Origin of the sequence: Porphyrobacter sp. LM 6, from assembly GCF_001720465.1 — a bacterium.
Lineage (GTDB): Bacteria > Pseudomonadota > Alphaproteobacteria > Sphingomonadales > Sphingomonadaceae > Erythrobacter.
The window spans coordinates 1,903,576-1,922,978 of record NZ_CP017113.1 but is presented as its reverse complement, the minus strand read 5'-3'; the positions used below and the strand labels follow the sequence as shown (position 1 = coordinate 1,922,978).

23 protein-coding genes are annotated in these 19,403 nt (G+C 64.7%); 17 read left to right on the top strand and 6 right to left on the bottom strand.

The features are described 5' to 3' along the window. Window positions 1–9: 9 nt before the first annotated feature. A complete protein-coding gene (gene eno / locus BG023_RS09200) occupies window positions 10–1,296 on the bottom strand; it encodes a phosphopyruvate hydratase (RefSeq protein WP_069310174.1) in 1,287 nt (428 codons plus the stop codon). A 158-nt stretch (window positions 1,297–1,454) separates the two neighbouring features. On the opposite strand from eno, the gene BG023_RS09195 reads away from it, so the two are divergent. From BG023_RS09195 to BG023_RS15080, 6 genes are all read left to right on the top strand, one after another. Continuing rightward, window positions 1,455–2,099 carry a hypothetical protein gene (locus BG023_RS09195; protein WP_069310173.1) on the top strand — a complete coding sequence of 215 codons (645 nt, stop codon included), beginning with the start codon at window positions 1,455–1,457 and terminating at the stop codon, window positions 2,097–2,099. Window positions 2,100–2,135: 36 nt separating this feature from the next. Beyond that, the gene (locus tag BG023_RS09190; RefSeq protein ID WP_233992974.1) at window positions 2,136–2,579 is read left to right on the top strand and encodes a phage holin family protein; all 444 of its coding nucleotides are present in this window, start codon (window positions 2,136–2,138) and stop codon (window positions 2,577–2,579) included. Then, complete coding sequence (locus tag BG023_RS09185) at window positions 2,576–2,944, top strand: hypothetical protein (RefSeq protein WP_069310172.1); 369 nt, start codon at window positions 2,576–2,578, stop codon at window positions 2,942–2,944. The genes BG023_RS09190 and BG023_RS09185 overlap by 4 nt, the downstream gene beginning before the upstream one ends. Then, on the top strand, window positions 2,941–3,465 hold the full coding sequence (locus tag BG023_RS09180) for a hypothetical protein (protein WP_069310171.1): 525 nt from the start codon (window positions 2,941–2,943) through the stop codon (window positions 3,463–3,465). Before BG023_RS09185 ends, BG023_RS09180 begins: the two co-directional genes overlap by 4 nt. 83 nt (window positions 3,466–3,548) lie before the next feature. Continuing rightward, a complete protein-coding gene (locus tag BG023_RS09175; RefSeq protein WP_069310170.1) occupies window positions 3,549–3,779 on the top strand; it encodes a DUF4170 domain-containing protein in 231 nt (76 codons plus the stop codon). Between the two features lie 126 nt (window positions 3,780–3,905). Beyond that, complete coding sequence (locus BG023_RS15080) at window positions 3,906–4,268, top strand: GNAT family N-acetyltransferase (RefSeq protein ID WP_257784895.1); 363 nt, start codon at window positions 3,906–3,908, stop codon at window positions 4,266–4,268. 100 nt (window positions 4,269–4,368) lie between these two features. Here the strand turns inward: BG023_RS15080 and BG023_RS09165 are convergent, their stop codons facing one another. The 5 genes from BG023_RS09165 to carA form a co-directional block, all read right to left on the bottom strand. Beyond that, window positions 4,369–4,656, bottom strand: coding sequence for a hypothetical protein (locus BG023_RS09165; RefSeq protein WP_069310169.1), 288 nt, complete (start codon window positions 4,654–4,656; stop codon window positions 4,369–4,371). A gap of 8 nt (window positions 4,657–4,664) precedes the next feature. Then, the gene (greA, locus tag BG023_RS09160) at window positions 4,665–5,141 is read right to left on the bottom strand and encodes a transcription elongation factor GreA (RefSeq protein WP_069310168.1); all 477 of its coding nucleotides are present in this window, start codon (window positions 5,139–5,141) and stop codon (window positions 4,665–4,667) included. A 113-nt stretch (window positions 5,142–5,254) separates the two neighbouring features. Next, on the bottom strand, window positions 5,255–8,581 hold the full coding sequence (gene carB / locus BG023_RS09155; protein WP_069310167.1) for a carbamoyl-phosphate synthase large subunit: 3,327 nt from the start codon (window positions 8,579–8,581) through the stop codon (window positions 5,255–5,257). Beyond that, window positions 8,582–8,938: a hypothetical protein gene (locus tag BG023_RS09150; protein WP_069310166.1), complete on the bottom strand. Its 357-nt coding sequence runs from the start codon at window positions 8,936–8,938 to the stop codon at window positions 8,582–8,584. It lies immediately after the preceding gene. Continuing rightward, window positions 8,935–10,143: a glutamine-hydrolyzing carbamoyl-phosphate synthase small subunit gene (gene carA / locus BG023_RS09145; RefSeq protein ID WP_069310165.1), complete on the bottom strand. Its 1,209-nt coding sequence runs from the start codon at window positions 10,141–10,143 to the stop codon at window positions 8,935–8,937. Before carA ends, BG023_RS09150 begins: the two co-directional genes overlap by 4 nt. A 140-nt stretch (window positions 10,144–10,283) precedes the next feature. On the opposite strand from carA, the gene BG023_RS09140 reads away from it, so the two are divergent. The 11 genes from BG023_RS09140 to rpsD all read left to right on the top strand — a co-directional run bounded on the left by BG023_RS09140 (window position 10,284) and on the right by rpsD (window position 19,397). Continuing rightward, on the top strand, window positions 10,284–10,736 hold the full coding sequence (locus BG023_RS09140) for a GatB/YqeY domain-containing protein (protein ID WP_069310164.1): 453 nt from the start codon (window positions 10,284–10,286) through the stop codon (window positions 10,734–10,736). 173 nt (window positions 10,737–10,909) lie between these two features. Further along, window positions 10,910–12,319, top strand: a complete 1,410-nt coding sequence (gene dnaG / locus BG023_RS09135; protein ID WP_335673832.1) for a DNA primase — start codon at window positions 10,910–10,912, stop codon at window positions 12,317–12,319. After that, the gene (locus BG023_RS15185) at window positions 12,313–12,774 is read left to right on the top strand and encodes a hypothetical protein (RefSeq protein ID WP_335673831.1); all 462 of its coding nucleotides are present in this window, start codon (window positions 12,313–12,315) and stop codon (window positions 12,772–12,774) included. Before dnaG ends, BG023_RS15185 begins: the two co-directional genes overlap by 7 nt. 76 nt (window positions 12,775–12,850) lie before the next feature. Further along, window positions 12,851–14,887, top strand: a complete 2,037-nt coding sequence (gene rpoD / locus BG023_RS09130; protein ID WP_069310163.1) for an RNA polymerase sigma factor RpoD — start codon at window positions 12,851–12,853, stop codon at window positions 14,885–14,887. 108 nt (window positions 14,888–14,995) lie between these two features. Then, entirely contained in the window at window positions 14,996–15,475 is a 480-nt protein-coding gene (locus BG023_RS09125; RefSeq protein ID WP_069310162.1) for an RpiB/LacA/LacB family sugar-phosphate isomerase, read from the top strand. Further along, window positions 15,472–16,797 carry a serine hydroxymethyltransferase gene (glyA, locus tag BG023_RS09120; RefSeq protein ID WP_069310161.1) on the top strand — a complete coding sequence of 442 codons (1,326 nt, stop codon included), beginning with the start codon at window positions 15,472–15,474 and terminating at the stop codon, window positions 16,795–16,797. The genes BG023_RS09125 and glyA overlap by 4 nt, the downstream gene beginning before the upstream one ends. 13 nt (window positions 16,798–16,810) lie before the next feature. Continuing rightward, window positions 16,811–17,032: a hypothetical protein gene (locus BG023_RS09115; RefSeq protein WP_069310160.1), complete on the top strand. Its 222-nt coding sequence runs from the start codon at window positions 16,811–16,813 to the stop codon at window positions 17,030–17,032. Window positions 17,033–17,040: 8 nt separating this feature from the next. Continuing rightward, window positions 17,041–17,502, top strand: coding sequence for a transcriptional regulator NrdR (gene nrdR, locus BG023_RS09110; protein WP_069310159.1), 462 nt, complete (start codon window positions 17,041–17,043; stop codon window positions 17,500–17,502). A gap of 1 nt (window position 17,503) precedes the next feature. Continuing rightward, complete coding sequence (locus BG023_RS09105) at window positions 17,504–18,253, top strand: RNA methyltransferase (protein WP_069310158.1); 750 nt, start codon at window positions 17,504–17,506, stop codon at window positions 18,251–18,253. Window positions 18,254–18,337: 84 nt separating this feature from the next. Continuing rightward, window positions 18,338–18,601, top strand: coding sequence for a hypothetical protein (locus BG023_RS09100; RefSeq protein WP_083234636.1), 264 nt, complete (start codon window positions 18,338–18,340; stop codon window positions 18,599–18,601). A 181-nt stretch (window positions 18,602–18,782) separates the two neighbouring features. Beyond that, a complete protein-coding gene (rpsD, locus tag BG023_RS09095; RefSeq protein ID WP_069310157.1) occupies window positions 18,783–19,397 on the top strand; it encodes a 30S ribosomal protein S4 in 615 nt (204 codons plus the stop codon). The last annotated feature ends 6 nt before the right edge of the window (window positions 19,398–19,403 follow it).

Below are 19,403 nucleotides of genomic sequence, written 5' to 3'. Positions count from 1 at the left end.
CTCGCCGGATCAGCAACGCCCGCCGAAGCAGCCGCGTCCGGCGTAAACCGCGCTGTCACCCAGCTCTTCCTCGATGCGGATCAGCTGGTTGTACTTGGCAAGCCGGTCCGACCGCGCGAGCGAGCCGGTCTTGATCTGGCCGCAGTTGGTGGCAACCGCGAGATCGGCGATGGTCGCATCCTCGGTTTCGCCCGAACGGTGGCTCATGACGCAGGTGTAACGCGCGCGGTGCGCCATATCGACGGCGGCGAGCGTTTCGGTGAGCGTGCCGATCTGGTTGACCTTTACCAGCAGCGAGTTGGCAAGTCCGCGCGCGATCCCGTCCTTGAGCCGCGCCGGATTGGTGACGAAAAGGTCATCGCCCACCAGCTGGACCTTGTCGCCGATCTTGGCGGTCAGCGCCGCCCAACCCGCGAAGTCATCCTCGCTCATGCCGTCTTCGATCGAGCGGATCGGGTAGTCGACGGTGAGCTTTGCGAGGTAATCGGCCATCTCGTCCGGCGACAGGCTCAGGCCTTCACCCGAGATCTCGTAGCGGCCATTCTTGAAGAATTCGGTCGCGGCGCAATCGAGCGCCAGCACGATGTCCTCGCCCGGCGTGAAGCCGGCCTTGGTGACCGATTCCATGATGAAGTCGAGCGCAGCGCGGGTGCTAGCGAGATCGGGGGCAAAGCCGCCTTCATCACCGACACTGGTGGCAAGCCCCTTCTGATGCAGGCCCTTCTTGAGCGTGTGGAACACCTCTGCGCCCCAGCGCACAGCCTCGGCGATGCTGTCCGCACCCACCGGCATGATCATGAATTCCTGGATGTCGATCGGATTGTCGGCATGCTCGCCGCCGTTGATGATGTTCATCATCGGCACCGGCAGCACGTGCGCTGAAACTCCGCCGAGATAGGAATAGAGCGGCAAGCCCCGCGCATTCGCCGCAGCCTTGGCCACGGCAAGGCTGGTGCCGAGCAGCGCATTGGCGCCGAGCCGCGACTTGTTGGGCGTATCGTCGAGCGCGATCAGCGCAAGGTCGATATCGCGCTGGTCCTCGGCATCGAAGTTCTCGATCAGCAGGTCGCGGATCTCAGTGTTGACCGCTTCGACCGCCTTCAGAACGCCCTTACCGAGATAGCGCGCCGCATCGCCGTCACGCAGCTCCACTGCCTCGTGGGCGCCGGTCGATGCGCCCGAAGGCACCGCCGCGCGGCCGAAGCTGCCGTCGTCAAGCAGCACATCGACTTCGACCGTGGGGTTGCCGCGGCTGTCGAGAATCTCGCGTCCGTGGATGTCGATGATCGCGGTCATGTTTGGCTCCGGCTGGAATGTGTTGTAGGATGCTAAGACACTATGCACGGCGTGATTCTGGGTGTGCCGCGTTCTCTATCGCCGTATGCTCTGGAACATTGGCGTGCAAGCGCACTTCAACCCCTGCATACGAACACATAGTCAACGAGAGCATCATCATGGCAGACGAAACCACCCCGCCCGCCGCCAAGCCCAAGGCCCGCAAGACCCCCGCAGCCCCCGCTAAGGGCGCTGTCGCCAAGCCGAAGGCCAAGGCGAAGGCTCCGGCCAAGGCCGCCCCGCGCAAAACCGGGGCGACCGCCAAAAGCGCGGCCCCTGCCCCTGCACCGGTGAAGGAGGCCAAGAGCCGCTTCAACGCCGCGCTCGAAGAAGCCAAGGCTGGCGCCGCCGCCCTGCGCGCTGAAGCCGGCAACCGCCTCACCACGGTCAGCGATCAGGCCAAGGGCAAGAGCACCGATCTCGTCGCCGAGGCCAAGGTCTATGGCGAACAGGCGCTGAACAAGGCCGGTGAACTCGCCGTCGAAGGCAAGAAGACCGCCAGCGATGCCATCGCCTCGATCGGCAAGGTCGTGGGCGACAGCGCCGCACAGATCGATGAAAAGCTGGGCGAGCAATATGGCGATTATGCCCGCAAGGCCTCGCGCACGCTGCAGGAAACCTCGGCGAAGCTTGAAGCAAAGAGCGTCGAGGAACTGGGCGAGGATGCCCGCGAGATGGTTCGCAAGAGCCCGGGCGTTGCGGTCGGGATTGCGGCGGTGGTCGGCTTCTTCCTCGCGCGGCTGTTCCGCGGCAAGCGGGACTGATCGCTCGGCACGCCCTTGCGGTTGCAGGAAGACCTCATGCACGACAGCAATCCCGGCTCTCAGCCGATCCCTGACACCGCCAGTGACAGCCCCGAAGCTGACCTGGCGGACGGGGCTTCTGCGGAAGCCGCGGCCGGCAACAGCTTCACCGAACTGCGTGACGATCTGACCGCGCTGGTCGAAGACGCGCGCACTTATGCCGAGGCGGAAATCGCCTTCCAGAAGACCCGCGCAGGGCTCGCCGGAAAGGCGGCCGGACGCGCGCTGGGTTTGCTGGTGCTGGCACTGGTGCTGCTCCACATCGCGCTGATTGCGCTGGCAGTGGGCGCGGTGATCGCGCTCGCCCCGCTGGTGAGCATCTGGGGCGCCATCGCCATTGTCGTGGGCGTGATGCTCGCTGGCGTCGGCGCGCTGGTCTATCTGGCGGTGGGAGATGGCAAGATGCTCTCGGCGATGTTCGATTCGGACGGAACGAAATGACCCGCCTCTCGCAGCGCTTCATCGAGGACCGGGACCTGCGCGATGCCGCCCGCGCTGTGCTGACCGATGACATTGATCGCCTGCGCGCAACGCTCGGCGAACAGGGCATCGCGAGCCGGGTATCCTCGGGCGTGACCACCACCGTAACCGACCGGATGCGGGCCGGTGCGCGCGATGTGCTCGCCCAGGCCCGTGCGCAGGCGAGCGACCAGAAGGGCGTATTGGCGCTGTTGCTCGGCGCGTTGATCTTGTTCTTTGCCCGCGGGCCGATTCTCGATTGGCTCGAGGAATATGACCTGCCCGAGGACGAGGATGCACCCGATGCGGCGCCCGCGCTCGAACCCGGCGAAGGAGATGTTGCATGACCACCGGTTCCCGCCTTCCCGCCACCACCCAGCGTGACAGCCTGCGCGCCCGGATCGAGGCGGCAGAACGGCGCAATGCCGAACGCTCGCTGGGCGATACCGCGCGCGAGGCGGCCAAGGCCGCAGTTGATTACACCCGCGCCAATCCCCTCACAGTCATTGGCGGGGCGCTGGCGGTGGGACTGGCGATCGGCCTCCTCACCCGTCCGGGTCGCCGTGCGGTTCTGCGCGCGGCCAATGGCACCGGCGAGGCGGTGAGCGGTGTGGCGGCGAGCGCGGCCTCGGGCGTCAAACAACTCGCCTCGAAGGGCGGATCGAAGCTCGGCACGATGCTCGGCGAGGCGGCGGTGGCCTATGCCATGACGCTGATCGACGATGCGCTGGATGCTGCCCGCGAGGGCCAGGGCCGCGCGGCCGAACTGGGCGAGGCCGCCAGCACCAAGGCGCGCGGAATCGCGGGCAAATCGCGCGACACCGCCGGGCGCGTGGTGGCCGAAATCAAGCGCAAGACCAAGGGTTAAGCGAACACACTTCGCGCAAGACTTGCCCTTGGCGCGAGAGGCGCTAAGGGGGCGCGCACACCTCCTCCCCAAGGACAAACATCATGGCAGAAACCACCCCTACCCAGCGGCTCCACCTTGTCATGGGCGGCCGCGTGAAGGACCCGCGCGGGATCGAATTCCAGGATCCGGAAAGCATCCACGTTGTCGGCGTCTACAGCTCGTATGACGCCGCGGTCGATGCATGGCGCGCGCAGGCGCAGCGCACGGTTGACGATGCCGAGATGAAGTATGTGGTGGTCCACATCCACAAGCTGCTGACGCCAGAGGACTGATCGCGCATGGCGGCAATCCGCCCCTATCGGCCCGGTGATGCCGAGGCGATTGCCGCGCTGACCCTTGCCGCTATCCGCCAGACCGCCCTGCGCGCCTATTCGTCCGAGCAGGTGGAAGCGTGATCGGTGCGGTATTCCGTTCAGCGTCTGTTGGATGGAGCGGCAAAGGGCGACGTCATCCTTGTCGTGAGCGATGCCGGTGATCGGCCCCTGGCCTACACCGTGCTCGAGGACGGCGAGCATCTCGACATGCTCTATTGCCACCCCGACCATACCGGGCGGGGACTGGGCCTTGCGCTGCTCGGCGCAGCGGAGGACGCTGCACGCAAGCTTGGATCGACGCGGATCTTCACCGAGGCGAGCGAGTTGGCCCGCCCCATCTTCGCCCGCGCGGGCTATACCCTGCTCGCACGCCGAAACTTCACCATTCCCCATTCGGGCAGCGAAATCGCGATCCACAATTACGCGATGGAAAAGCGGCTCAGATGATCCGTCGAGCCCGATGTTCCACGTGGAACAAAGGGCAAAAGGCACCCTAAAGGGGGTCTAGAGGGGGTCTAAGAGGGGTCTAGCGGGGGTCTAACCCGCCTCAACGCAGCGCGGCGAAGGCCCCGGCGGCAGCCACTGCCAGCATCGCCAACACCACGCGGGTGCGGCGATCCGAGCGGCGGCCTTCCCAGCGATCTTCGTCGAGCCACCACTTGCCCTGCCCGTCGGTCCTGAGCACGTCTGCGCCCTTCAGCCGCTCGAAGGCGCGCTGGCGACCGGGGCGTGCGGGCGTATAGGCAATCGCGTCGGCCATGCTCACCGCACCCGCATCGCGGAAATGCTGCGCGATCTTGCGCTCGGCAATCGGTCTGACGGGCGGAACTGCCACGGCCGAGCTCAGATGAACTCGATCTTCTCGACGAGGTAGAACTTCTCGCCCGAGGGCACGGTGACCTCGATCTCGTCACCCACCTGCTTGCCGATCAGCGCGCGCGCGAGCGGCGAGTTGTAGCTGATCCGGCCCCTGTTGGCGTCTGCCTCGGTCTGGCCGACGATCTGGTAACGCACCGGCTTGTCGTGCTCGTCGAGCATGGTGACGGTCGCGCCGAAAATGATCTTGTCACCCGACAGCGAGGCCGGATCGATGATCTGCGCGCGGCTGACCTTGTCTTCCAGATCGGCAATCTGCGCTTCGACCTGGCCCTGACGTTCCTTGGCGGCGTGATATTCGGCGTTTTCCGAAAGGTCGCCGTGGGCGCGCGCTTCCTCGATCGCCTCGACGATCTTGGGGCGTTCCTCGCGCAGCACCTTGAGGTCGGCCGTCAGCCGCTCATACCCCTCGGCCAGCATCGGCACCTTTTCCATCGTCGCCATCTTCCTGTTTATCCGTTCGTTTTTACCAACCGCCCACCCGACATCAGGGAAAGCGCACCCCGCCGTCCGATCCGCACGGCTTCAGGCACTTTCAATGTCGGGGGAGGTCTCAGTCAGGTTGCATAATAGTCTTGCAACGAGCGGACTTCAAGCTGGTCCGGCCGGATCACCGAAATCGCTGCCGCCACAGCCACCGATGCGGCCGCCGTAGTGTAGTACGGAACCTTGCCCGCAAGCGCCGCTTGACGGATCGATTTGCTGTCGAGCAGCGATTGCCAGCCTTCGGTGGTGTTGAAGATCAGCGCGATATCGCCGTCGATAATCTTGTCGACGATATGCGGCTGGCCCTCGGCCACCTTGTTGACCCGTTCGACCGCAAGCCCCTGCTCTGCAAGGTAGCTCTGCGTCCCGCCGGTGGCGATCACGCGGAAGCCGTGATCGAGCAGGCGCTTCACCGCCGGGACAATCACCGCCTTGTCGGTGTTCTTGACCGAAACGAACACGGTGCCCGATTGCGGCGGCACCATGCCAGCGCCCAGCTGCGACTTGAGGAAGGCGGCTTCGAACCCGCTATCGATCCCCATCACTTCGCCGGTGGACTTCATTTCCGGCGATAGCACCGGATCGGCGCCGGGGAAGCGCGCAAACGGGAACACCGCTTCCTTCACCGCCATGTAAGGCAGATCGCGCTTGAACGGCGGGAAGGTGGCCAGCTTCTCGCCCGCCATCACCCGCGCGGCGATCTTGGCGACCGGCTGGCCGATCGCCTTCGCCACGAAGGGCACCGTGCGGCTGGCGCGCGGGTTGACCTCGATGAGGTAGACCACGCCGTCCTTCACCGCGAACTGGATGTTCATCAGCCCCTTCACGCCCAGCGCGAAGGCGAGCGCTTCGGCCTGCCGTTCCATCTCGGCGATGATTTCGGGGGCAAGCGAATAGGGCGGCAGGGTGCAGGCGCTATCGCCGGAATGCACACCCGCTTCCTCGATATGCTGCATCACGCCCGCGATCCGCACCTCGGTGCCATCGCACAGCGCATCGACATCACATTCAATCGCATCGCGCAGATACTGGTCGATCAGCACCGGGCTATCGCCCGACACGTTCACGGCGGTGGCGATGTAGCTGTCGAGCTGGGCTTCGCTGTCGACGATTTCCATCGCGCGCCCGCCAAGCACATAGGACGGACGCAGCAGCACCGGATAACCGATGCGCGCGGCCACAGCGGCGGCTTCATCGCGGCTGCGGGCGATGCCGTTGTCGGGCTGCTTGAGCTTCAGCTTGCTCACCAGCTTGGCGAAACGCTCGCGGTCTTCGGCAAGGTCAATCGCGTCCGGCGAGGTGCCAAGGATCGGGATGCCCGCATCCTCCAGCGCCTGCGCGAGCTTGAGCGGGGTCTGCCCGCCGAACTGGACGATCACGCCGACCAGCGTGCCGTTCTGCTGTTCGACCCGCAGGATTTCCAGCACGTCCTCTGCGGTCAGCGGCTCGAAATAGAGGCGGTCTGAGGTGTCGTAATCGGTCGAAACGGTCTCGGGGTTGCAGTTGACCATGATCGTCTCGAAGCCCTGCTCGGCCAGCGAAAAGCAGGCGTGGACGCAGCAGTAATCGAACTCGATCCCCTGCCCGATCCGGTTCGGCCCACCGCCAAGGATGACGATCTTCTTGCGGTCGCTGGGCGCGGCTTCGCATTCGGGCGCACCGAAGCTCGGGGCTTCATAGGTCGAATACATATAGGGCGTGATCGCCTCGAACTCGGCGGCGCAGCTGTCGATCCGCTTGAACACGGGCAAAACGCCAAGCTTGCGGCGCAGCGCGCGCACCTCTTCCTCGCTGGTCGCTCCGGCCATCGCGACGAGCGCATCGTGGAGCAGGCCGGATCGCTTGGCCTGGGTTTCGCCCAAGCCGCCCGCAACGCCGACCGAACGTACGGCGAGGGTGGCAAGCCGCTTGTCGGAAAAGCCCATCGCTTTCAGGCGGCGCAGGCCGGCTGCGTCAATCGGCAGGCCGTCCTTCTGGATCTCGCGCTCGGCGGCGATGATGCCTTCGATCTGGCGCAGGAACCACGGGTCGTAGAAGGTCACGGCGGCGATTTCCTCGACGCTCATGCCTTCGCGGAAGGCCTGGCCGACCTTGAGCAGCCGGTCGGGCGTGCGGCGCGAGAGCGCGGCGGTGATCACATCGCGCGGCTGGCCTTCCAGCTCGGGCACGCGGTTGAACCCGTCGAGCCCGGTTTCAAGGCCGCGCAGCGCCTTCTGCACGCTTTCCTGGAAATTGCGGCCGATCGCCATGACTTCGCCGACGCTCTTCATCGCGGTCGAGAGGTCATTGGCCGCGCCCTTGAACTTTTCGAAGGCGAAGCGCGGGATCTTGGTGACGACGTAATCGATGGTCGGCTCGAAGCTCGCCGGGGTCGCGCCGGTGATTTCGTTGGTCAGCTCGTCGAGCGTGTAGCCGACCGCCAGCTTGGCCGCGACGCGGGCGATGGGGAAGCCCGTCGCCTTCGATGCCAGCGCCGAGGAGCGGCTGACGCGCGGGTTCATCTCGATCACGATCAGGCGGCCATCCTTGGGATTGACCGCGAACTGAACGTTGGAACCGCCCGTCTCCACCCCGATCTCGCGCAGAACCGCGATGCTGGCGGAGCGCATGATCTGGTATTCCTTGTCGGTCAGCGTCAGCGCCGGGGCGACGGTGATGGAATCGCCGGTGTGCACGCCCATCGGATCGACGTTTTCGATCGAGCAGATGATGATCGCGTTGTCCTTGCGGTCGCGCACCACCTCCATTTCGAACTCCTTCCACCCGAGGAGCGATTCCTCGATCAGGACTTCGGTGGTGGGCGAGGCATCGAGGCCTTCGCGCACGATCTGGTCGAATTCGGCCTTGTTATAGGCAATCCCGCCGCCGGTGCCGCCGAGGGTAAAGCTGGGCCGGATGATCGAGGGTAGACCCGTGCGCTCAAGCACGGCGCGCGCCTGTTCGAGCGTGTTGGCCACGCCCGAGCGCGCGCTTTCCAGCCCGATCGCATCCATCGCCTCGCGGAAGCGCTGGCGGTTTTCGGCCTTGTCGATCGCGTCGGCCTTGGCCCCGATCATCTCGACGCCGTATTCCGCGAGCACGCCCATCTCGTCGAGCTTCAGCGCGCAGTTGAGCGCGGTCTGCCCGCCCATCGTGGGGAGCAGCGCATCGGGCCGTTCCTTGGCGATGATCTTGGCGACGATCTCAGGGGTAATCGGCTCGACATAGGTCGCATCGGCGAACTCGGGATCGGTCATGATCGTCGCCGGGTTCGAGTTGACGAGGATGACGCGGTAGCCCTCCTCCTTCAACGCCTTGATCGCCTGCGTGCCGGAGTAATCGAACTCGCACGCCTGGCCGATGATGATCGGGCCAGCGCCAATGACGAGGATCGAGGAGATGTCGGTTCTTTTGGGCATTTAGGCGGCTTTCGAGTTTGTGTCATCGAAGCGGAACGAATGCCCGCACTTCGAGCAAGCCTCCGGCTGTTTCCAAAGCTGTTTGGAATACAGAGGGGCTAGAAATTGATCCTTGGCACGATCGACGTCGGCAGTGCCGAATTGGCGGTAAACCATCCAACCGCAACGCTCGCAGCGCAGGTTGAACAGCCAGGCAGCAAGCATGGCGACAAACACCAGGACGAAAGCGATGAACGGTTGCCCGATAACCCACACGAGCACCATTGCGGCAATCACACCAAACATAGTGAACCGCGCGATAGCCTCCCATCGCCGCGCCAGCATGAGCCTGCTGTGAGTAGCCGTTTCGAGGCTCACCCCAGCCCCCCGACAAACTTCTCGAACAGATAAAAACTATCCTGCGGCCCCGGTGACGCCTCGGGGTGATACTGCACCGCGAAGGCCTTCTTGCCCTTGATCGCAATCCCGCAATTCGTCCCGTCGAACAGCGACACATGGGTCTGCTCGATATTCTCCGGCAGGCTGTCGACATCGACCGTGAAGCCGTGGTTCATCGAGGTGATCTCGACGAGGCCGGTGGTCTCGCCCCAGCCCTCACCCACGCGCTGCACCGGATGGTTCGCGCCGCGGTGGCCCTGGTGCATCTTGATCGTCTTCGCGCCTGCCGCAATCGCAAGCATCTGGTGGCCGAGGCAGATGCCGAACAGCGGCACATCGGCATCCAGCAACGCCTTGATCACCGGCACCGCATATTCGCCGGTCGCCGCCGGATCGCCCGGGCCGTTGGAGAGGAACACGCCATCGGGCTTCAGGGCCATGATTTCGTCAAACGAGGTCTTGGCCGGCACCACCGTCACCCGTGCGCCCGCCTTCACGAGGTTGCGGAAGATATTGTCCTTCGCGCCGTAATCGATGCCGACCACGTGCGGCTTGGCATCGAAGGCCGCGCGGCCATAGCCGTGGCCGAGGCGCCAATAGCCGCCTTCCCAGCGTTCCTCGCCTTCGCGGGTGACGCGGATGGCGAGGTCCATACCTTCAAGCCCCGGCCACTCCTGCGCGCGCCGGATCAGCGCGGGGATATCGAACTTGCCGTCAGGCGCATGGGCGATCACCGCATTGGGCGCGCCGCTCAGGCGGATGCGGCGGGTGAGCGCGCGGGTATCGACACCCGAAAGCCCGATCTTGCCATTGCGCGCCATCCAGTCGGCAAAGCGCTCGATCGAACGGAAGCTCGACGGTTCGGTCACATCCTCGCGCACCACGCAGCCGACCGCGCCTTCGACGCGGCTTTCGATATCTTCCGGATTGGCGCCGACATTGCCGATATGCGGGAAGGTGAAGGTGACGATCTGCGCGGCGTAGGAAGGATCGGTCATCACCTCCTGATAGCCGGTCATGGCGGTGTTGAAGCACACCTCGCCCACCGCGCTGCCCACCGCGCCAAAGCCCCGACCCCATACCACCGTTCCGTCAGCCAGAACGAGGACTCCCGTCGCGCCAGAGGCGCGCCCGCCTTGAAACGCCCCTGTAGGTTGCGCGCGAGTGGATGCGGGGTCGGCCATGAGGCGCTCCGTTCAGTTGGTTTCCGGCGATGGTGCTAAGTTTTGCCCGCTAGGCCCATGCACCCCCCGCGTCAACCTAGGCTTGGGACGATATTTGCGTTAGGGGCGCGACCAATTCATCCATCCACAGGAAATGACCCATGATCCGTGACGATATCAAGGCCGCCACCATCGCAGCGATGAAAGCGGGCGAGAAGGACCGCACCGCCGCGCTCCGCCAGATCAGCGCCAAGATCAAGGACCGCGACATCGAGGAACGCACCGCCTCCAAGCCCACGCCCGATGACGAGTTGGTGGTGAGCGTGCTCCAGAAGATGGCCAAGCAGCGCCGCGAATCGATCGAGATGTATGACGCCGGCGGCCGCGCGGAACTCGCCGCGGTGGAGCGCGCGGAACTCGCGGTGATCGAGGAATTCCTCCCCGCCATGATGGACGAGGCGGCGACCAAGGCCGCGATCGAGGCGATCAAGGCGGAAACCGGTGCATCCAGTATGAAGGACATGGGCACCGTCATGGCCGAACTGAAGGCCCGCCACGGCGCTGTGCTTGACGGGAAGCTGGCGAGCACGCTGGTCAAGGCGGCGCTGAGCTAGAGAATTCGTCGCCCCGGACTTGATCCGGGGCTTGGCTTTCTTTGGCCAACGACCGAAGCAGATCAGCCCAGCCCCGTGTCAGGCACGGGGCGACGATGTAGTTTCCACACGGGGTGCACAACCCCCTTCGCTTGCGCCTCGACACGAACGAAGATGAGAGGCACTAAAGCCCCATGTCGATCACCCCGCAATGGAAGGACGAGCTGCGTGCGCGGATCACGCTGTCGTCGCTTGTCCAGCGGTCGGTCAAACTGACGCGGGCGGGACGGGAGTGGAAGGGGTGCTGCCCGTTCCATGACGAGAAGACCCCGAGCTTCTACGTCAACGACCAAAAGCAGTTCTACCACTGCTTTGGCTGCGGGGCGCATGGCGATGCGATCAACTGGATGGTCGAGCAGCAGGGCCTCCAGTTCATGGACGCGATCAAGGAACTCGCGGGCATGGCCGGGATGGAAGTCCCTGCCCCCGATCCCGTCATGGCCAAGCGCGCCGAACAGCGCGCCAGCCTGATTGACGTGACGGAAGGCGCGCAGCGGTTCTTTGTCGAAAGCCTTGCCGGGCCGGGCGGCGGCGCGGCGCGCGAATATCTCGAGCGGCGCGGCTTCTCGCCCCAAGTGATGCGCGAATTCGGCTTCGGATGGGCGCCGGATGAACGGCAGGCGCTACCCAAGGCGCTTAGCGGATTCGGCGAGGATATGCTTGAAGCCGCAGGCATGCGTGCCGCCAATGAACAGGGCGAACGCTACGATCGCTTCCGTGGCCGGGTGATGCTCCCGATCCAGGACGCGCGCGGGCGTGTGATCGCCTTCGGGGGGCGGATACTCGACAAGCGCGAGGGCGTGGCGAAGTATCTCAATTCGCCCGACACCGAGCTCTTCGACAAGGGGCGCACGCTCTACAACCTCCACCGCGCCGCCCCCGCTGCCCGCCAGACGGGGCGCGTGGTGGTGGTTGAAGGCTATATGGATGTGATCGCGCTCGCCAATGCAGGGGTGGCCGATGTCGTCGCCCCGCTCGGCACGGCGCTTACCGAGATGCAGCTCGAACTGCTGTGGCGCATGGTCGAGGTGCCGGTGCTGTGCTTCGATGGCGATGCGGCGGGCCAGCGTGCGGCGATGCGGGCGATTGCGCGCGCGCTCCCGATGCTTGCGCCGATGCGCTCGCTCGGGATCGTGCGGCTGCCCGCGGGGCTCGATCCCGATGATCTGATCAAGGCGCAGGGCAAGGCCGCGATGGAGCGGCTGCTGGCCGAGCCTGCCAGCCTCATCGAGACGCTGTGGACCTTCGAGCGCGATGCCCAGCCTCTCACCACGCCCGAAGCCAAGGCCGGATTGAAGGCGCGGCTGATGGCCCATGTCGAAACCATCGCCGATCCCGAGATCAAGGCGCTTTACCGCCGCGAGCTCAGCGACCGCTTTTCCGATTTCGCCTATCCCCCCGCGCGCCCCGCGCCGCGCCTGCGCCGATGCAGCGCGGCCAACGCGGCGGTTGGAAGGGAACTACTGCGCCGCAGGGTCTCTCGGACGAGGCGCGCGCGCGGCTTGCCGGGATCATCGGTGGCGGTCAGCGGCAGGGGTTGCTGACAGCGGTGATCGCGGGCCTCACGCGCTTTCCGCAGGAGATAACCCGCCATGCCGAGGCCCTCTCGCGCCTCGCCCGGCACGACCGCGAGGCCGCGCCGCTGATCGAATCGCTGTTCGAACTTGCAGAAACGCTTGATTCGCGCGCCGCACACGCCATATGCACCGGGCAAGGCCAACCTGCCCCGCCGGCAGATATCCGTTACGCCTTTCTCGATGAAGGCAATGATCCCGGCGCTGCGTGTGAGGAACTGGCTGAAGCTGTGTCGCTGCTGGTCGAACGGCCGGCGCTGGAGGCTGCGCTTGCGGCCACCATTGCCCGTTTCGACAGCGATCCGGAAGGATCGTTTGTCGAGCAGACCCGTTTGCGCGCGCAGCTCAATGCCGTCGAAGAACGCCTCAAGGCCTTTGGACGCCGCAAGGCGTCGCAAGCGGCCGCCACGGACGACTCCGCCTGAGCGGAGAACATGGGATCAACACGCGCCGCCCGTGCGTTATTCGGGCGGTCCGCAGGTTACGGATTGAAAAGATAGTATGGCCGAGAAGGAAGACGCCCCGCTGATCGACCTCAATGAGGCTTCGATCAAGAAGCTCATCAGCAAGGCGAGAAAGCGCGGCTATGTCACCTATGACGAGCTCAACGAGGCGCTGCCCTCGGGCGAGATGAGCCCTGACCAGATCGAGGACATCCAGACCGCGCTGTCGGAAATGGGCGTGCAGATCGTCGAAACCGATGAAGACGCCGAGGCGGAAGCCGAGGGCGAGGACGGCGAGGCCGAAGACATCGTCGCCGCCGATGACGACGATGATGATGACGATGACGGCGAGCGCAAGGGCCCGGCCAAGGACGCGCGCGCGGGCAACAAGAAGCTCGCGACCGGCGAACGCACCGACGATCCGGTGCGGATGTACCTGCGCGAAATGGGCGCGGTCGAACTCCTCAGCCGCGAAGGCGAAATCGCTATCGCCAAGCGCATCGAGGCCGGCCGCGACATGATGATCATGGGCCTGTGCGAAAGCCCGATCACCTTCCACGCGATCATCCAGTGGTCCGAAGCGCTCAACAACGGCGACATGCAGCTGCGCGAGATCCTCGATCTCGACGCGATGCTCTCCAAGGAACCCCCGGCCGAGAAGATGGCCGAAGGCGCCGAGGATGACGACGACGACGAAATCTCGGAAGCCACCGCCGGCCCAACCATCCGCGAGGACGACGAGGTCGAGGACGAGCCCGAGGCGGACGCCGACGAGGACGAGGACGGCGAGCCCCGCCAGAAGCGCGAAGAGGAAGAGGAAGAAGACAACACCCTCTCTCTCGCCCAGATGGAAGCCGCGCTGAAGCCCGAGGCGCTGGAGCGTTTCGCGCGCATCACCACGCTGTTCAACGCCTTCGAAAAGCTCCAGGCCGAACGCGTCGATACGCTCGCGGCGGGCAACGCCTTCCCGGCAGCCAAGGAAGGCAAGTACGAACAGCTGCGCGAAGACCTCACCGCCGAGGTCGAAAGCGTGCAGTTCCACGCGACCAAGATCGAATTCTTGGTCGACAACCTCTACGCCTTCAACCGCCGCCTGACCACGCTGGGCGGGCAGATGCTGCGCCTTGCCGAGCGTCACAAGATCAAGCGCATGGACTTCCTCAATGCCTATGTCGGCAACGAGATGGACGATGCCTGGATCAAGGAACGCGCCAAGAAGGACAAGAAGTGGGCCGCCTTCGCCGAGCGCGAAGAAGACGCGATCGAGCGCATCCGCTCGGAAATCGCCGATATCGCGGCGCAGACCGGCATGAGCCTCGGCGAGTTCCGCCGCATCGTGAACATGGTCCAGAAGGGCGAGCGCGAGGCGCGTATCGCCAAGAAGGAAATGGTCGAGGCGAACCTGCGTCTGGTGATTTCCATCGCCAAGAAGTACACCAACCGCGGCCTGCAATTCCTTGATCTCATTCAGGAAGGCAACATCGGCCTTATGAAGGCGGTCGACAAGTTCGAATACCGCCGCGGCTACAAATTCAGCACCTATGCAACCTGGTGGATCCGTCAGGCGATCACCCGCTCGATCGCCGATCAGGCGCGCACCATCCGTATTCCGGTGCACATGATCGAAACGATCAACAAGCTGGTCCGCACGAGCCGCCAGTTCCTCCACGAGGAAGGCCGCGAGCCGACGCCGGAAGAAATGGCGCAGCGCCTCTCCATGCCGCTGGAGAAGGTCCGCAAGGTGATGAAGATCGCCAAGGAGCCGATCTCCCTCGAAACCCCGATCGGGGACGAGGAAGACTCGCACCTGGGCGATTTCATCGAGGACAAGAACGCAATCATCCCCGTGGATGCCGCGATCCAGGCGAACCTCAAGGAAACCGTCACCCGCGTGCTCGCCTCGCTCACCCCGCGCGAAGAACGCGTGCTGCGGATGCGCTTCGGTATCGGGATGAACACCGATCACACGCTGGAAGAAGTCGGCCAGCAGTTCAGCGTGACCCGCGAACGTATCCGCCAGATCGAAGCCAAGGCGCTGAGGAAGCTCAAGCACCCGAGCCGGTCGCGGAAGATGCGGTCGTTCCTCGATCAGTAAACGTCGAAAGGCCCCGCTTCGGCGGGGTTTTTCATGTCTTGCTTCCGCCCGTCGAAAAGCGCGTGCCGAGGGGTGGAGAATCCCCCCCGCCTCGCCTATAGGCCCACCATGCGCATCGCCATCGCCTCAGACCACGCCGCCGTTGAACTCAAGACGGACCTTGCCGAATGGCTTATCGAGGAAGGACACGAGGTCGCCGACCTCGGCCCAGAACCGGGCCAGAGCGTCGATTATCCCGATTACGGCTATCGCCTTGCCGAGATCATCGCCGAAGGCTCGGTCGAATTCGGCATCGCGCTGTGCGGCAGCGGCATCGGCATCTCGATCAGCGTCAATCGCCACCCGCAGGTGCGCTGTGCGCTGGTCTCGGAACCGCTCTCGGCGGCCCTCGCCCGCGAACATAATGATGCCAATTGCATCGCAATGGGCGCGCGGCTCGTAGGGATCGAAATGGCCAAGTCCTGCGTTGCGACTTTTCTTGATACCGAATTCGCCGACGCCGGCGATCCCGCCGGTCGCCACCAGCGCCGCGTGGGCAAGCTTGGCCAGCCCCCGTTCTTCCCCGACCACATCGAGACCCACCAATGAGCACCGCCCCCGCCGATTTCGCCGCCCGTCATGCTGCCCAGTCGATGGACGGCTTCTGGCACAATGATCTTGCCACCGCCGATCCGGAAATCGCGGCGGCCATCGGCAAGGAGCTCGCCCGCCAGCGCGACAAGATCGAACTGATCGCGTCCGAGAACATCGCGAGCCGCGCGGTGCTCGAAGCGGCCGGATCGGTGTTCACCAACAAGTATGCCGAGGGCTATCCCGGCAAGCGTTACTACGGCGGCTGCGACTACGCCGACGTGGTCGAAACCCTCGCCATCGAGCGTGCCAAGCAGCTGTTCGGCTGCAATTTTGCGAATGTGCAGCCCAACAGCGGCTCGCAGATGAACCAGGCGGTGTTCCTCGCCCTGCTCAATCCGGGCGACACCTTCATGGGGCTGGACCTCAATTCGGGCGGCCACCTCACCCACGGCTCACCGGTCAACATGAGCGGCAAGTGGTTCAATGTCGTCTCCTATGGCGTGAGCCGCGAGACCGAGACGATCGACATGGACGAGGTTGCGGCCAAGGCGCGCGCAAACAAGCCCAAGATCATCATCTGCGGCGGCACTGCCTATTCGCGCACGTGGGATTTCCCCGCCTTCCGTGCCATCGCCGATGAAGTGGGCGCGGTGCTGCTGTGCGACATGAGCCACATCTCCGGCCTCGTGGCAGGCGGCGCGCATCCCTCGCCCTTCCCGCATTGCGATATCGTCACCTCGACCACCCACAAGTCCCTGCGCGGTCCCCGCTCGGGCATCATCCTGTGGAATGACGAGAAGTACACCAAGCCGCTGAACATGGCGGTGTTCCCCGGCCTTCAGGGCGGCCCGCTGATGCACATCGTGGCCGCCAAGGCAGTCGCCTTCAAGGAAGCGCTCGACCCGTCATTCAAGACCTACGCCCACCGCATCGTCGAAAACGCCCGCGCGCTGGCTGCCAGCCTCGAGGAAAACGGCCTGCGGATCGTCAGCGGCGGGACGGACAACCACTCGATGCTGGTTGACCTGACCGCCAAGGACGTGACCGGCAAGGATGCTGAAAAGGGCCTCGATCGCGCCTTCCTCACCTGCAACAAGAACGGCATTCCCTACGACACCCGCTCGCCCTTCGTCACCAGCGGGATCCGTCTTGGCACGCCGGCGGGCACCACCCGCGGCTTTGGCCCGGAAGAGTTCCGCACCGTCGGCAAGCTGATCGCCGAAGTGGTCGAAGGCCTTGCCAAGAACGGCCCCGAGGGCGATGCTCAGATCGAGGAAAGCGTGCGCGCCCGGGTCAGCACCCTGTGCGCCGCCTTCCCCGTCTATCCGGGAATGTGAGGAGGGTCTCGCCATGAACGATCAGGAACCGCGCTCTGGCCAAGATTGGGTCGAGGATGCCAAGACCGAGATCATCGGCATGGGCAAGGAAGGGATGCACCACCCGTCGACCAAGCCGGTGCTGACCGGCGCTGCGATCGGGGCAGCCGCGGGCGCCTTGCTTCCGGTGATTTCGTGGCCGATTGGCCTGGCGATTGGCGCAGGGTTTGCGTTCTATCAGAGGATCAGGAAGTAACCTTCTGAATGCGCTGCCCCTTTTGCGCCCATGATGATACCCAGGTAAAAGACAGCCGCCCGACCGAGGATAACGCCTCGATCCGGCGACGTCGCCAGTGTTCGTCCTGCGGGGCGCGCTTCACCACCTTCGAACGGGTGCAGCTGCGCGAAGTGGTAGTGGTCAAGTCGGGCGACCGCCGCGAGCCGTTCGAACGCTCCAAGCTGGAACAATCGGTCGCGCTGGCCTCGCGCAAACGCGGGATCGATCAGGAACGGCTCGATCAGCTGATTTCCGGTATCCAGCGCCAAGTCGAAACTTCGGGCGAGGCCGAGGTGCCCTCCTCGCACATCGGCGAACTGGTGATGGAAGGCCTGCGCCAGATCGATTCGGTCGCCTATATCCGCTTCGCTTCGGTCTATCGCGATTTCTCCGAAGCGCGCGATTTCGAGGAATTCGCAAGCGCCGTGCAAGACGCAGCGCGCGACTGACATGGCTGACCAGCTCAACCGTCCGGTGATCGTGCTCGTGCGCCCGCAACTGGGCGAGAACATCGGCAAGGCTGCGCGCGCGATGCTCAATTTCGGGCTGACCGAGCTGCGCCTCGTCGCCCCGCGCGATGGCTGGCCCAATCCCTCGGCCGGCCCGGCGGCAGCGGGCGCGGACATCGTGCTCGAACAGGCCAAGGTCTATGCCACCACCGCCGAAGCGGTCGCCGATTGTGCCCATGTCCACGCCACCACGGTTCGCAAGCGCGGCGTGACCAAGCCTGTGATCGGAGCGGACGAGGCCGGGCGGCAGGTTCACACCCTGCCCGGTCGCCACGCGATCATCTTCGGGCCCGAGCGTTCGGGGCTGGAGACCGAGGACGTCGCCCTCGCCCGCAACATCCTCACTATTCCGATCAATCCCGAATTCGCCTCATTGAACCTCGCTCAGGCGGTCATTCTGGTGGCCTATGAATGGTCGCGGATCGGGCGCGAGATCGCCGATGCCGGCGAAGCTCTGGTGCAGCCCACGCTCGAAGACACCCTGCCCCCCGCCCCGCAGGAAGAGCTCGACGCGATGATCGCCCATTTCGAGGCGCTGCTCGTGCCGCGCGGCTATTTCCGCCCCGAAGCCCGCGCAGAAGCCACCCGCCGCACCTTGCGCGGGTTACTGACCAAGCCCGGCTGGAACCACCTCGAAGTGCGCACCCTTCGCGGCATCCTGAGCTATCTCGAGAAAGACAAGCGGGATTGAAGACGTTCGTCGATTGGCGTTGGACACCGCGCCGCTGACGGATATCCCGACCATCCCTCCTCTCCCAATCATGTGAGATTGCTGATGATTCCGATGCGACTGCGTGCGCTGGCCGTGGCCTGCGGCGTGCTTCTGACCCCGCTGACAATTGCCGCTGCCAACCCCGAAACGCCGGGCAATCCCGAAACCCCCGCCGCCGACAAGGCCGAGGCGGAACCGGCCGCCGCCGAGGCCACAGGCGAAGACAAGCGCATCTGCCGCTATGTGAAGCTTGAGACGGCAAGCCGCCGCAAGACCAAAGTCTGCCGCACCACCGAGGAATGGCGCGAGTTCAACAATATCCGCTGAACGCCTGCAACGGGCGCTTGAAGCTTGACGCAGGCACTGTTCCTGCTATGCGCGCGCCTTCGCAAATGGGCCCTGCACCCCGGTGAAGCAGTGGCCGCGTCGGAACGATCGGTTCCGGCGGAGCGATGCCGGGTTGAATGGTCACCACAGGGGTGATCCAGCACATTGAAGGATACGACGTATGTCGAAGCGCAAGAGCGCCAAGTACAAGCTTGACCGCCGGATGGGCGAAAACATCTGGGGTCGTCCGAATTCCCCGGTGAACAAGCGTTCCTACGGCCCCGGTCAGCACGGTCAGCGCCGCAAGGGCAAGATGAGCGACTACGGTCTGCAGCTGCGCGCCAAGCAGAAGCTCAAGGGCTACTACGGCGACGTCACCGAAAAGCAGTTCAAGCGCACCTATGCCGAAGCTTCGCGCATGAAGGGCGACACCAGCCAGAACCTGATCGGCCTGCTCGAACAGCGTCTGGACATGGTCGTCTACCGCGCCAAGTTCGCGCCGACGATCTTCGCTGCGCGTCAGCTGGTCAGCCACGGCCACATCTCCGTGAACGGCCAGAAGTGCAACATCGCTTCGCGTCGCGTGGTGGTGGGTGACGTGATCAGCCTCGGCAGCAAGGCCAAGGAAATGGCACTGGTGATCGAAGCGCAGGGCCTCGCCGAGCGTGACATCCCCGACTACGTAATGCCCGACGGCAACGACAAGGTGACCTTCACCCGCGTGCCGAAGCTCGACGAAGTGCCCTACCCGGTGACGATGGAACCGAACCTGGTGGTCGAATTCTACTCGCGCTGATCCGCA

What these genes read in the sequence shown, in the direction of transcription:
- BG023_RS09105 (WP_069310158.1), top strand. Translation starts at nt 17,504, where the DNA reads ATGGCTGACCAGCTCAACCGTCCGGTGATCGTGCTCGTGCGCCCGCAA.
- BG023_RS09185 (WP_069310172.1), top strand. Translation starts at nt 2,576, where the DNA reads ATGACCCGCCTCTCGCAGCGCTTCATCGAGGACCGGGACCTGCGCGAT.
- glyA (WP_069310161.1), top strand. Translation starts at nt 15,472, where the DNA reads ATGAGCACCGCCCCCGCCGATTTCGCCGCCCGTCATGCTGCCCAGTCG.
- BG023_RS09115 (WP_069310160.1), top strand. Translation starts at nt 16,811, where the DNA reads ATGAACGATCAGGAACCGCGCTCTGGCCAAGATTGGGTCGAGGATGCC.
- BG023_RS09180 (WP_069310171.1), top strand. Translation starts at nt 2,941, where the DNA reads ATGACCACCGGTTCCCGCCTTCCCGCCACCACCCAGCGTGACAGCCTG.
- BG023_RS09195 (WP_069310173.1), top strand. Translation starts at nt 1,455, where the DNA reads ATGGCAGACGAAACCACCCCGCCCGCCGCCAAGCCCAAGGCCCGCAAG.
- carB (WP_069310167.1), bottom strand. Translation starts at nt 8,581, where the DNA reads ATGCCCAAAAGAACCGACATCTCCTCGATCCTCGTCATTGGCGCTGGC.
- dnaG (WP_335673832.1), top strand. Translation starts at nt 10,910, where the DNA reads ATGTCGATCACCCCGCAATGGAAGGACGAGCTGCGTGCGCGGATCACG.
- BG023_RS09140 (WP_069310164.1), top strand. Translation starts at nt 10,284, where the DNA reads ATGATCCGTGACGATATCAAGGCCGCCACCATCGCAGCGATGAAAGCG.
- BG023_RS09100 (WP_083234636.1), top strand. Translation starts at nt 18,338, where the DNA reads ATGATTCCGATGCGACTGCGTGCGCTGGCCGTGGCCTGCGGCGTGCTT.
- nrdR (WP_069310159.1), top strand. Translation starts at nt 17,041, where the DNA reads ATGCGCTGCCCCTTTTGCGCCCATGATGATACCCAGGTAAAAGACAGC.
- rpsD (WP_069310157.1), top strand. Translation starts at nt 18,783, where the DNA reads ATGTCGAAGCGCAAGAGCGCCAAGTACAAGCTTGACCGCCGGATGGGC.
- eno (WP_069310174.1), bottom strand. Translation starts at nt 1,296, where the DNA reads ATGACCGCGATCATCGACATCCACGGACGCGAGATTCTCGACAGCCGC.
- greA (WP_069310168.1), bottom strand. Translation starts at nt 5,141, where the DNA reads ATGGCGACGATGGAAAAGGTGCCGATGCTGGCCGAGGGGTATGAGCGG.
- BG023_RS09175 (WP_069310170.1), top strand. Translation starts at nt 3,549, where the DNA reads ATGGCAGAAACCACCCCTACCCAGCGGCTCCACCTTGTCATGGGCGGC.
- carA (WP_069310165.1), bottom strand. Translation starts at nt 10,143, where the DNA reads ATGGCCGACCCCGCATCCACTCGCGCGCAACCTACAGGGGCGTTTCAA.
- rpoD (WP_069310163.1), top strand. Translation starts at nt 12,851, where the DNA reads ATGGCCGAGAAGGAAGACGCCCCGCTGATCGACCTCAATGAGGCTTCG.
- BG023_RS09190 (WP_233992974.1), top strand. Translation starts at nt 2,136, where the DNA reads ATGCACGACAGCAATCCCGGCTCTCAGCCGATCCCTGACACCGCCAGT.
- BG023_RS09125 (WP_069310162.1), top strand. Translation starts at nt 14,996, where the DNA reads ATGCGCATCGCCATCGCCTCAGACCACGCCGCCGTTGAACTCAAGACG.